At 64.8% G+C, this 13,018-nt stretch carries 6 protein-coding genes; 2 read left to right on the top strand and 4 right to left on the bottom strand.

What is annotated here, in order from left to right:
• The first annotated feature begins 48 nt into the window (after positions 1-48).
• Together LB566_RS04620 and LB566_RS04615 are read left to right on the top strand one after the other, a co-directional pair.
• Positions 49-1,194 (top strand): efflux RND transporter periplasmic adaptor subunit, encoded by a 1,146-nt coding sequence (locus tag LB566_RS04620; RefSeq protein WP_224623452.1) that lies wholly within the window; start codon positions 49-51, stop codon positions 1,192-1,194.
• Positions 1,195-1,443: 249 nt separating this feature from the next.
• On the top strand, positions 1,444-4,593 hold the full coding sequence (locus LB566_RS04615; protein WP_224623450.1) for an efflux RND transporter permease subunit: 3,150 nt from the start codon (positions 1,444-1,446) through the stop codon (positions 4,591-4,593).
• Positions 4,594-4,670: 77 nt separating this feature from the next.
• Here the strand turns inward: LB566_RS04615 and LB566_RS04610 are convergent, their stop codons facing one another.
• The 4 genes from LB566_RS04610 to LB566_RS04595 form a co-directional block, all read right to left on the bottom strand.
• Positions 4,671-6,380, bottom strand: coding sequence for an APC family permease (locus LB566_RS04610; protein ID WP_224623449.1), 1,710 nt, complete (start codon positions 6,378-6,380; stop codon positions 4,671-4,673).
• A 253-nt stretch (positions 6,381-6,633) separates the two neighbouring features.
• Positions 6,634-9,003: a DUF1989 domain-containing protein gene (locus LB566_RS04605; RefSeq protein ID WP_224623447.1), complete on the bottom strand. Its 2,370-nt coding sequence runs from the start codon at positions 9,001-9,003 to the stop codon at positions 6,634-6,636.
• Positions 9,004-9,273: 270 nt separating this feature from the next.
• Positions 9,274-9,912 (bottom strand): sarcosine oxidase subunit gamma, encoded by a 639-nt coding sequence (locus LB566_RS04600; RefSeq protein WP_224623445.1) that lies wholly within the window; start codon positions 9,910-9,912, stop codon positions 9,274-9,276.
• Positions 9,890-12,868 (bottom strand): sarcosine oxidase subunit alpha, encoded by a 2,979-nt coding sequence (locus LB566_RS04595; protein ID WP_411910458.1) that lies wholly within the window; start codon positions 12,866-12,868, stop codon positions 9,890-9,892. The genes LB566_RS04600 and LB566_RS04595 overlap by 23 nt, the downstream gene beginning before the upstream one ends.
• Positions 12,869-13,018 lie beyond the last annotated feature (150 nt).

Genomic DNA, 13,018 nt, shown 5'->3' with positions numbered 1-13,018 from the left:
CGCCGGGCGCCGGCAATGACAATCAATCTCCAGTTTGGGAGTGCTAAGGTGTCTTCGTCCAATTCCATTATCCGCTGGCTGCCGGTTGCCGGCCTGATCGTCGCGGCGCTTGGCCTTGCCGGCTGTTCCCAGGAGAAGGCGGAGGTCAAGGATATCATCCGCCCCGTCAAGGTCGTCGAGATCGGCGCGGCGCAGACCACGCGCCAGCTCGATTATTCCGGTTCGGTGCGTGCCCGCACCGAGATGAATCTCGGCTTCCGCGTTGCCGGCAAGGTCACCGAGAGGCTCGTCGACATCGGCCAGCATGTCACCTCGGGCGACGTCCTCGCCCGCATCGATCCCTCCGATTACGAGCTTTCGGTCAAGAGCGCGGCGGCGAGCCTTGACGCCGCCGAGCGCCAGGTCGAGACGGTGGATCTCGCCAGGAAGCGCGCCGAGCAGCTTTATGCCAAGAATTTCGCGCCGAAATCGCAGCTTGAGCAGGCGACGCTGACCTATAACCAGGCGGTCGCGACGCGCGATGCCGCCCGCTCGACCCTCGCCCAGGCTCAGAACCAGGTCCACTATACCGATCTCAAGGCGAGCGAGAACGGCATCGTCACCGCGGTCAGTGCCGATGTCGGCCAGGTGGTCGGTGCCGGCACGCCCGTGATGACGGTTGCCGTCGACGGCGAGAAGGAAGTGCTGATCGCGGTTCCGGAAATGGATATTGCCGGCTTCAGGCCGGGCAAGGAGGTCAAGGCAAGCTTCTGGGCGGACGATGCGCTGACGCTTGCCGGCAAGGTCCGCGAAGTTGCCGGCAGTGCCGACCCGCAGTCGCGTACCTTCGCCGTTCGCGTCTCGCTCCCAAACGACCCGCGCGTGCTGCTCGGCATGACCGCCAACGTGCAGGCGACGGTCGACAGCAAGACCCAGCTGGTCTCGATCCCGCTCAGCGCCTTGGCTGAAAAGGACGGGCAGAAGATCGTCTGGGCCGTCGACCGCGGCAGCGACACCGTGCATTCGCGCCCGGTCAAGATCGCGAACTTCACCGCCGACGGCGTCGCGGTTGCCGACGGCCTCAAGCAGGGCGACGTCGTGGTTGCCGCTGGCACGCAGTTCATGACCGACAATCTGAAGGTCAAGCTGTCCGGCGACAGTCTCCAGCAGTCCGCCTCGGCGGCGGACGACGCTGCCACCAGCAGCCTGCGCTGACAGCCAGGCACAACGAAAACCCTCCCTGTCCTGTCGGTGCGAGCCGCAAGACCGGGCAGGCCATGGTTTCCGGGCGGCAGGCGCCCGATCGTCGAGACGCCGGCAAGATGGCTCCCCCGCATCATTGTCGCGTCATACGCGATGCGAGTCTCTCCGCTTGAGGGAGCTTCGCCGCCCGGAAGCCAGACGAAGAACGCATGAACGGCATGATGAACCTGCCTTGCAGATCAATTGGACTGGACTGGCGCCATGACCACCGACAGCAGCACTGAAAAGCGGCCTTTCAACCTCTCGCGCTGGGCGATCGGGCATCCGAGCATCGCACGTTTCCTGTTCGGCCTGATCATCCTTGCCGGCGCGCTCGGCCTGATGCGCATGGGCCAGAAGGAAGATCCCGACTTCACCTTCCGCGTCATGGTCGTGCAGGCGATCTGGCCGGGTTCTTCGATTCAGGAGATGGAAGACCAGGTCGTCAACAAGATCGAACGCAAGCTGCAGGAGACGCCGCATCTCGACTTCGTGCGCTCCTATACGCGGGCCGGCAGCGCCATCATCACGGTTCAGATCAAGGGCGACACCAATGCGGCCCAGGTCAACGACGCCTTCTATCAGGTGCGCAAGAAGGTCGGCGACATAGCAGGCGATCTGCCGCAAGGCCTGCTCGGCCCCTATTTCAACGATGAATTCGGCGACACCTTCATCACCTTGCATTCCATCAGCGGCGACGGCTTCAGCTATCCCGAATTGAAGAAGTTCGCCATCCAGGCCCGCGACATGCTGCTGACGACGCCCGGCGTCGAGAAGGCGGTCATCATCGGCGACCAGCCCGAGAAGATCTATATCGACGTCTCGTCCAAGGCGCTGGCCGAGCGCGGCCTGACGCTGACCGACCTGCAGAACGCGATCAAGGGACAGAACAATGTCGACCCGGCGGGCTCGGTCGACACCGGCTTGCGCTCGGTCCGCATTTCGGTCGAGGGCGACGTCACCAGGGCGGCCGACATTCGCGAACTGCGCTTGCGCGCCGGCAACCAGGTAACGCGCCTTGGCGATATCGCGACTGTGAGCTCGGGGCTGGAGGATCCCTTCGAGCGCAAGTACCGGTTCAACGGCCACGAGAGCGTCCAGCTCGGCGTCGTCATGGCCAAGGGCTTCAACGTCACCGATGTCGGCAAGGACGTCGAGGCGACCTACAAGCGATTCGAGGAGGCGCTGCCCTATGGCGTCTCCGTCGACCAGATATCGGACCAGCCCGAGGTCGTCAGGGACGCTGTCAGCGAGTTCATGCATGCGCTCGGCGAAGCGCTGCTGATCGTGCTCGTCGTCTCGTTCCTGTCGATCGGCTGGCGCTCCGGACTTGTCATTGCCATCGCCATTCCGCTGGTGCTGGCCGCCACCTTCGCCATCATGTACGAGATCGGCATCGACCTGCAGCGCATTTCGCTGGGTGCCTTGATCATCGCGCTCGGCCTGCTCGTCGACGACGCGATGATCGTCGTCGAGATGATGGAACGCAAGCTGGAGGAGGGGCTGGTCAAGATCGAGGCGGCGAGTTTCGCCTATTCCTCGACCGCATTTCCGATGCTGACCGGTACGCTGATCACCACCGCCGGCTTCATTCCGGTCGGCTTTGCCGCCTCCACCGCCGGCGAATATGTGCGCACGCTGTTCTACGTCGTCGGCATCGCGCTGGTGGTGTCCTGGTTCGTGGCGGTCTATTTCACGCCATGGCTGGGATATATGATCCTCAAGCAGCGCAAGCATGCCGGCTCCCACCACGACGTCTTCGACACCCGTTTCTATCGCCGGCTTCGCTCGACGGTTACCTGGGCCGTGCGCCATCGCATCATCGTGCTGACGATGACGCTGGTGACTTTCGCCACCAGCCTGTGGGCCTTCCAGTTCATTCCGCAGAACTTCTTCCCGCAATCGTCGCGCCCGGAAATCCTCGTCGATCTCTGGCTGCCGGAAGGCACCAGCATCAAGGAAGTCGAGACGCAGGCCAAGGCGCTGGAAGCCAAGATGATGGACGACAAGGACAAGCGCTTCATCGCCACCTATATCGGTGAAGGCGCGCCGCGCTTCTTCCTGCCGCTGGACCAGCAGCTCAGGAATCCGAACTTCGCCCAGCTTCTTGTGATGGCCAATGACGAGCCGGCGCGCGAGCGGCTGATCGTCAAGCTGCGCACCATCCTGGCGCAGGACTTCCCCTCCATCCGCGGCAAGGTCGATCGCTTGTTCCTCGGCCCGCCAACTGGCTGGCCGGTGCAGATGCGCGTCATGGGCCCGGACCGCCAGGAAGTGCGGCGCATTGCCGACCAGGTGAAGGCGAAATTCCAGGCCAACCCGCTGCTCGGCGCCGTCCATGACGATTGGCTGGAACCTGTGCCGGCGATGAAGCTGGTCATCGACCAGGACCGCGCCCGCGCGTTGGGCGTCACCTCGCAGCGCATCCGCCAGATGCTGCAGGCCTCCATGTCCGGCGCGCCGCTGGGCGACTTCCGCGACGGCGAGGAAACGGTGTCCATCGTCGCCCGCGAGCCGGATGCCAGCCGCGCCTTGCTGTCCTCGGTCGATTCTATCTACATCCCGACCGATTTCGGCGGCTTCGTGCCGCTGTCGCAGGTGGCCAAGGTGGTGCCGGTGCTGGAGCAAGGGGTCGAGTGGCGGCGCGACCGCTTGCCGACCATCAGCGTGCGGGCGACCTTGCCCGACGGCGTGCAGTCCAACGACGTCGTCACCAAGATGTACAACGACATGAAGGATCTGCGCGACGGGCTTGCGCCCGGCTACAAGATCGAGATCCAGGGCGGTGCCGAGGATTCGGCGGAAAGCCAGGCTTCCATTGCCGCCAAGGCGCCGATCATGCTGGCCGTCATCGTCATTCTCCTGATGATCCAGCTGCAGCATTTCGGCAAGGCGATGCTGGTGCTGGCCACCGGCCCGCTCGGCATCATCGGCGCGGCGGCCGCGCTTCTGATCAGCGGCGCGCCGTTCGGCTTCGTCGCCATCCTCGGCGTCATCGCGCTGCTCGGCATCATCATGCGCAACTCGATCATCCTGGTCGACCAGATCGACCAGGACATCGCGAGAGGCATGGAACGTTCCGAAGCGATCATCGGCTCGGCCGTCCGCCGCTTCCGTCCGATCATGCTGACGGCGATGACGGCCGTGCTGGCGCTGATCCCGATCTCGCGCGGCGTGTTCTGGGGGCCGCTCGCCTACGCCATGATGGGCGGCATCCTCGTTGCAACCGTGCTCACCATCCTGGTGCTGCCCGCTGGCTACGCCCTGTTCTTCGGCCGTGAGCGCAAGAAGGTGCCGACCGACGAACAGACGCCCGAACCGGAAACCGTCGAAGGCGTCGAGAGGCCGCAACTCGCTTTGGCGGCTGAATGAACCAAATCGGCCGGTCCCGTTTGAGACCGGCCGATTTCTGTTCTTGCTGAGCCGAAGGCCGCTTGGCCGTCAGGCAATCAGATGACGAAAAACCAGTTGGCGATCAGCATTACCGCCACGCCGGCGCCCAGCGTCAGATAGGGCAGCATGCCCGCCTTTTTCACCGAAAGGTCCGCTCCCGCCATGCCGAGGTCGGCCAGCATGTGGTCGGGGAACTTGCCGCCGTCCTGGATGTAATGGCGGAAGCAGAACACCGGGATGATCAGCGCCGCGGTAATCAGCCCCGCCCACAGCGCCATCGGGTTCCACACCTTGGCCCCGGCGCCCATGAAGATCGCGTTGACATAGGCGAAGATCGCTCCGATCCCCAAGAGCCACGTCGGGGCCTTCCAAGGGCGTGCGATATGGCCGTTGTCGATGCGGTGGATCCAGCCGGCATTGAGGTTGAGGAAGTTGAAGATGATGTAGCCGCAATTCGATACGGCGAGGATGAAGAAGAAGCTCGTCGCATCGGCCGAGGCGATCGCCAGCACGATCAGGTTGAAGCACAGGTCGGTCCACATCGCCCGCGTCGGCGCGCCATGTTCGTTGACGTGGCTGAGATAGCGCGGCAGCCAGCCGTCGACCGAGCCCTGGTAGAGCGTGCGCGAGGAGCCGGCCATTGCCGTCATGATGCACAGCACCAGCGCCAGGATCATCAGCATCACCAGCAGGCTGTGGATAAGCCCGCCGCCGCCGACCATGCCGGCGAGAGCATCCGCCACGCCCGAACCGTCGACGATCGGCGTCGCCAGCATCCCGTTGAGGCCGAGCACGCCCTGGAAGGTGAACGGCACCAGGATGAACAGCAGCATACAGAGCAGGCCGGAGTAGAAGATGGCCTTGAAGGTGTCGGTGCCGGGGTTCTTGAACTCGGAAGTGTAGCAGACGGCGGTCTCGAAGCCGTAGGTCGACCAGGCGGCGATGAACATGCCGCCGAGCACCAGTGTCCAGCCGGCGATGTTCCAGGCGCCGGGCTCCGGCGCATAGGCGGCCGCTAGCGGCACCAGCGGCGAAAAATTCGCCCAGCTGATCTGGCCGGTGAAGATCGGCACGACGCCGACGATCAGCATCGGGACGATGACCAGCAGGCCGATATATTTCTGCACATTGGCGGTGCCCAGGATACCGCGATGCTGGATCGAGAAGATCATCAGCATCAGCACGGCGCCGATGAAGAAGGTGGCGTTGAAGGTGAAGGACACCGGTCCCAGCGTGTGGCTGAACGCCGACCACGTGCGGATCGCCGGGGTCGCCGCCGCGGTCACCGCGGTAATGGCGTCGGCGGCGCTCGTTCCGGCATGCGCCGCGATATAAGCGGCGACCTCGGGCGACGTGTCGGTAAAGATAGGCACCGGCGCCAGCGCATTGAGGATATAGGCGGCGGCGATCGAGCAGCCGAGCGAGAGCACCGGCGACCAGGCGAACCAGTTGCACCACACCGACAACGGCGCGATGAACTTGGAGTAGCGCAGCCAGGCGGTCGCACCGTAGATCGAGGCGCCGCCCGACTTGTTCGGGAACAGGCCGGCGATCTCGGCATAGGTGAAGGATTGCAGGAAGCCCATGACCATGGACACGGTCCAGATCAGGAAGGCGAGCGTGCCGGTCGTGCCGGCGATGCCGCCGATCGAAAACAGGACGAGGGCCGGAACGCCGCTGGCCACCCAGAAGGCGCCGCGCCAGTCGATATGCCTGAGCAGCTTGCTTTCGGCAGGCTGCTCCAGGACCGTGCTTATGGTGCTCATGTCGGTGAATTCCCCTTTTTGATGTTCCCCGCCGGCGCCGCCTCGACTTTGCGAAGCTTGCTCCCCGGCCAATATCGCCGCGACTTCAGTGTTTCCACTCAGTCGTATTTTTTTCTTAAGAGTGAAGATTGATCCGGCGCGCTTTCACGTCAAGCGTTTTGTCGCGCCGTGCACATCACGCTTGCGGGCGGGCGCACAAATGTGCCCTGCGGCGCCGCCTACGGGGCAATCCCGTATGCCCGAAAGGCCGCGATCAGGAACGCGGCCTGGTCTTTTGCGGATCGTAATGGGCGAAGGCCACGACTCGTGCCGGCAGCCGCTTGGCATGGCCGTCGAGCTTGCCGATTTCAACCTCGGTGCCGACAGCCGCGTGGGTGACGTCAAGCCGCGCCAGGGCGATGGTCTTGTTCAGCACCGGCGAGCGCATGCCTGAGGTGACGACGCCGATCTGGGCGCGGCCGACATGCACGCAGTCGCCATGGCCGACCGCCACATTGGCGTCGATGTCGAGGCCGACCAGCTTCGTCTGCGGATGCTCCTTGCGCCGGATCAGCGCCTCACGGCCGATGAAGTCGTCGGTCTTGGTCTTCAGCGGCACGGTGAAGCCGATGCCCGCCTCGAACGGATCGGTCTGGTCGGAGAACTCGTAGCCGGCGAAGATCAGGCCGGCCTCGATGCGCACCATGTCGAGCGCCTGCAGGCCCATCGGCTTCAGTCCATGCGGCTGGCCGGCCGCCCAGATCGCCTCGAAGACCTTTTCGGCGTCGCGTGGATGACACCAGATCTCGTAGCCGAGTTCACCGGTATAGCCGGTGCGTGAGACGACGACCGGAACGCCATTGCCGCCGCCGATGCGCGCGACGGCGAAGCGGAACCATTCCAGTTCCTCGATCGACGGCTGTAGCGGCGAGGTCCAGATCACCTCCCTCAGGATGTCGCGGCTCTTCGGCCCCTGCACGGCGATATTGTGCATCTGGTCGGTGGACGAGCGCACCAGCACGTTGAGGCCCAGCTTTGTCGCCGTCTCGCGCAGCCATTCGCCGGACAGATCGTCGCCGCCGACCCAGCGGAAATTGTCCTTGCCGAGCCTGAGCAGCGTGCCGTCGTCGATCATGCCGCCATGCTCGTAGCACATGGCGGAATAGACGACCTGGCCGACGCCGAGCTTCTTGACGTCGCGGGTCAGCGTGTATTGCAGCAGCGCTTCGGAATCCGGGCCGGTGACCTCGAACTTGCGCAGCGGCGACAGGTCCATGATCACGGCGGCCTGCCGGCAGGCCCAGTATTCGGCGATCGCGCCTTCCCTGGCGAAGGAGTTGGCCAACCAATAGCCCCTGTACTCGACGAAGTCGCGTGTGTGCTTGGCAAAGCTCTGATGAAAGGCTGTCTCGCGGGTCATTTTGGGTTCCGAATCGGGCGTCATGCGTCTGGCGATCGCTCGCGAGAATTTGTGCTGGCCGGAATAGGTGCGCACATGGATGTCGGTCAGGTTCCAGCCATTGGCCGGTGTGGTATCGTCGGGGCAGGCGGAGGAGACGCAGACGATGTCGGTAAGCGCGCGCAGCAGCACATAATCGCCCGGGCGGGACCATGGCTCGTCGGAGACCATGACGCCATGCGCGTCGATCGCCGTGTTGAAGAAGAAGTTGATCGCCATCCAGCCGGCGCGTGGCGTGACGCCCTTGTCCGACAGCGCGCGGTTGAAGTTCTCCGAGCAGTTGGCATGGCCGGGATAGCCGATGTCATCGTAATATTTGGCGGCGCATGCGAGCGCGAAGGCGTCGTGCCGGCCGCATGTGTCCTGCACCACTTCGACCAGCGGCTCCATATCCTGGTCGTAATATTTCGAGTGCAGCCCCGGCATCGGATAGCTCGATCCCATCAGCGTGCGGGTGGTCGTCACGTCGAGCGGATGGTCTAACCCCTTGTCCAGCTTGCGCGCCGAAAAGCACTGGAAGTCGGTGCACTGGCGGCCGTCGACATCGATGATCTGCAAATAGTCGCCGGCCTTGACGAAATAGGATTCCGCCGTCGCCGAATGGACGCGCAGGTCGAGTACCGGATCGGCGAGCGGGTCGGCCAATTGCGACTTCGCCGCCGGACGGATGGTGGCGCGCCGGAGGATCACAGTTAACGGCGTCGCCGTGTCATGGCCGTCGACCAGCATCGGCCCGCCGGGCGCGGCGATTATCACCGAGCCATCGCGCGCAACCGTAAAACCCTGTTCGGTGCCGGCCGGCGTGGCGCCGCCGAACACGCGCACCGCCTTGGCCTGGTCGAGCTGCACCTGCCGGCGCGCGAGCCCGCGCTGCAGGGACGCGAGACTGTCGTCGCCCTCGGCAAGCAGCGCCTTGATGCCGGCGGCATTGCTGTTGGGTTTTTCACCGAGGATGGAGGGATCGGTCGCACCTGTGCCGTCCCACGACAGCAACTCGCAAGCCTGGCCGCCCTCGACATTGCGCACCGTGATCGTATCACCGGCCTCGATCTCAATCAGCACCGCACCGTTGCCTTTGACCGTATAGCGCTCCATGCCCGGCGGCAGCGCGATCTGCCCGGGCCGCAGGATCAGGCTCGGCCGGGGCGGTCCGGATGCGACGGCAGGGTAGGGCGACTGGCTCATCTCAGCCTTGCGGTTCGAGAAACAAGTTTGCCTGTGTGTAAAATTATTTTAGCACCAAGAATAGCAGTGCGGTTGCGTTTGGCAAGGCGCAGGTGGATGGGGTTCTTCCTTCTCCCCTTGTGGGAGAAGGTGGATCGGCGCGTCAGCGCCGAGACGGATGAGGGGTGTTCCAGCGGAGTGAGACGTTGGCGTTCCCTGGAACACCCCTCATCCGACCTCGCTTCGCGAGGCCACCTTCTCCCACAAGGGGAGAAGGAAGACGCGTCAAGGCTACACCAATTCCTCAGAGTGGCTAGTCTTAACGCCATATTCCGCAGCCGAGTCCAGGATCGTGTGCCACAGGCTTTCGGCAAAGGTCGCGAACACAAGCAAATTGAACACCGCCTGTCCGTTTCGATCCTCCCCGCGCCAAAGCGTAATGCTGGTGTGATCCATCGACGTCGCGGCGGCTGCGCCGACGGGGAATGTCTCCGGGTGCAAATCGATCGACGACAATTTCGCCAGCATCTCCCGAGCCTTGCCGCCGTAAATGCTGATCAAGACTCGCGCATGCGATTGATCTGAAAGCGACCCTGAGGCCGCAAAGGCTTGAGCGAGCGGCTCGACCGCATGCTTGCCGCCCTTCGACAGGACGAAAAACTGATCCGGTCCCGACCAGATCAGCGTCGCGTCGGCCGTACTCACCGCCTTCGGTGTTTCCGGCGCCGCAACGCCGAAACGCGCCTTGGCGGCCTTGGCCATTTCAGCCGCTTGGCCGCGCCGCGCCATCACTTGCACGAGGTCGAAATTCCGGATCTCGGTCAGCGACACGTCGGCCTCGCCACGCGCGCCATATGGCCCCGTGACCAGCGCGCGGTCGAGCGGGCTGCGGACTTCCCAGGAAAACTCAGCCACGCTGGCGCCCTCCATCCGGGTCGTAGAAGACTGGATTGCACAGTTCAACGTCATACTCTTCTGCGCGCAGCGGATCGTGCGCGCGCACGATCTCGCCGATGCGCTCGCGGCCGCGCTCGACAAGCGCGAGCCCGATCCACTGCTCCAGCGTCGGCGAGAAGCAGACCGAGGTGACATAGCCCTCGTCGTTATCAGGTCCGGGCGTCTGGCCCTTCGGAACGATGTGCGCGCCGGAGCGCAGCCGCCGCGCCTTGTCGGTCGGCTTGATGCCGACGACGACCTGCCGGTCCGGCGCGACCAGCGCCCCGCGACCCGCCATGACGCGGCCGATGAAATCCTTCTTGGTCGACATCATCTTGCCGAGGCCGAGGTCGGCGGCAGTGGTGGTTCCGCTCAGTTCCGGACCGGCCACATGGCCCTTTTCGATGCGCATGACGCCGAGCGCCTCGGTGCCGTATGGCGTTACGCCGAACGGTTTGCCGGCCAGCATCAAATTGCGCGCCATCGCCTCGCCATAGCGCGCCGGCACCGAAATTTCGAACGCCATTTCGCCGGAGAAGGAAATGCGGAACAGCCGCGCCTTGATGCCGCCGCGCAGCGCGACTTCGCGCGCGCCCATGAAGGGGAAACCTTCGTTCGACAGATCCTCGGCCGGATCGACGATCTCCTTCAGCAGATCACGCGTCTTCGGCCCGGCGATCGAGAATTGCGCCCATTGGTCGGAGACGGATGTGAGCTGCACGTCGAGCGCTGGGAACAGCACCTGCCGGCAGTATTCGAGATGCTGCATCACCAGTCCGGCCTTGGCCGTGGTGGTGGTCAGGAAATAATGATCATCGGCCAGCCGCGACGTCGTGCCGTCATCATAGACGAACCCGTCCTCGCGCAGCATCAGCCCGTAGCGCGCTTTGCCGACGGCGAGGTTGGAGAAGGTGTTGATGTAGACACGGTCGAGAAAGGCGCCGGCATCGGGGCCGTGCACGTCGATCTTGCCGAGCGTCGAGACATCGCAGAAGCCCACGCCGGAACGCACCGCCTTGACCTCGCGGGTGACGGATTCCAGCCAGTCCTTCTCGCCCGTGCGCGGATACCATTGCGCACGCTTCCACAGGCCGGTGTCGACGAAGACGGCACCCTGTTCGGCGGCCCAGTGGTGCGAAGGCGTCAGCCTTGTGGCGTGGAAAGTCTCGTCGCGGTGATGGCCGGCAAAGGCGCCGATGGCGACCGGCACATAGGGCGGGCGGTAGATCGTCGTGCCGGTTTCGGGAATGGACTTGCCCGACACCGCAGCCATGATGGCAAGGCCGGCGACGTTGGAGGTCTTGCCCTGGTCGGTCGCCATGCCGAGCGTCGTGTAGCGCTTCAGATGCTCGACCGATTCAAAGCCCTCACGCTGCGCCAGTTCGATGTCGGAAGCGGTGACGTCGTGCTGCTGGTCGACGAACGCCTTGCCCTTGCCGGCGACGTGCCAGAGCGGCGTCAACGAGAACGCCTCGTCATCGGCGGTCGGCGCTGTGCCGGCCTTGCCGCTGCGCCCGGCGTCGAGCGCGGCCGCCGCGCCTGCTGCAAACCCTCCCGCCAGGCAGGCGCCGAGACCGAACGAGCCATTGGCGGCGCCGGCGGCGACCATGCCTGGAGGCGCGCCGTCGGGTACGAAGGCGGCGATGTCGTCGCGCCATTTCGGCCGGCCGCGATGATAGGAGGTGAGCCCGACCGCCGGGTTCCAGCCGCCGGAAACGGCAAGCCCGTCCGCTTCCACTTCGGCTCGCGCACCGCCGGTGAGAGAGACGGAGATCTTCCGCACACCGTCCTTGCCGCCGTCCACACAGCTGACGGCGCCATGCAGCAGCGGGAAACCGCTCTTTGAGGCGAGTGAACGATGGGCCGGCGAGACATCGGGCCGTGCGTCTATGACCGCCGCGATCTGCAATCCGGAGGCGAGCGCTGTCTCGACCGTGCGCCAGCCATCCTCGTTGTTGGTGAACAGCGCGATGCGTTTCGCAGGAGCGGCGGCATAGCGCGCGACATAGGTCCGCATCGCGGAAGCCATCATCACGCCGGGCGTATCGTTGCCGGCAAAGACGACCGGACGTTCGAGAGCGCCGGCCGCGACGACGCAACGCCTGGCCACGATCCGCCACATCCGCTGGCGCACCTGATGCTCGGGCGGCGAGGGCAGATGGTCATTGACCCGCTCGATCGCGCCGTAGGTGCCGCCATCATAGACGCCGAACAGCGTCGTGCGGGTCATGATGCGGACGTCGGGCATTGCGGCGAGTTCCGCCAGGGTCCGCGACAGCCACTCGGCCGCAGGCAGTCCGTCGATCGTGCCGCCATCCGACAGCAGGCGGCCCCCGGGGACAAAATCCTCTTCGCACAGGATGACGCGGGCGCCGGAGCGGCCGGCGGCGAGGGCTGCCGCAAGTCCGGTCGGGCCGGAGCCGGCGATCAGCACGTCGCAATGCGCCCAGGCCTTGTCGTAATGATCGGGATCGGCAACGCCGGCAGCGCGGCCGAGACCCGCGGCGCGGCGGATCGCCGGCTCGTAGATCGCTTCCCAGAATTTCGCCGGCCACATGAAGGTCTTGTAATAAAAGCCGGCGACGAAGATCGGCGCGAACAGTTGGTTGACCGACATCACATCGAAATTGAGCGACGGCCAGCGGTTCTGGCTGGCGGCCTCGAGCCCTTCATAGAGCTCCGCTGTGGTTGCCTTGGTGTTCGGCTCGCGGCGTGCGCCGGTGCGCAGTTCGACCAGCGCATTGGGCTCTTCCGAACCAGAGGTCAGAATGCCGCGCGGGCGGTGGTATTTGAACGAGCGGCCGACCAGCTTGACGCCGTTGGCGACAAGCGCCGACGCCAGCGTGTCGCCCTCGAAGCCGAAGAACGTCTTGCCATCGAAGCGGAAGCTCAGCGGCGCCGAGCGGTCGACGAGGCCGCCGGTCGGGAGACGATTGGATTGGGAGGAAATCACGATGCAGCCTCATGCACTGGCGTCGCGCTGCCCCTCATCGCCCTGCCGCTTCTTACCCTCCCCCTGGTGGGGAGGGTCGCTGCGAAGCAGCGGGGTGGGGGGGCGGCGCAGACCCCCACCCGGACCTGCGGTCCAACCTCCCCACAA

This window comes from Mesorhizobium sp. CA13 (assembly GCF_020165235.1).
In the GTDB taxonomy this organism is placed as follows: Bacteria; Pseudomonadota; Alphaproteobacteria; order Rhizobiales; family Rhizobiaceae; genus Mesorhizobium.
The sequence above is the reverse complement of the archived record's forward strand: the minus strand, read 5'-3'. Positions and strand labels throughout refer to the sequence as shown.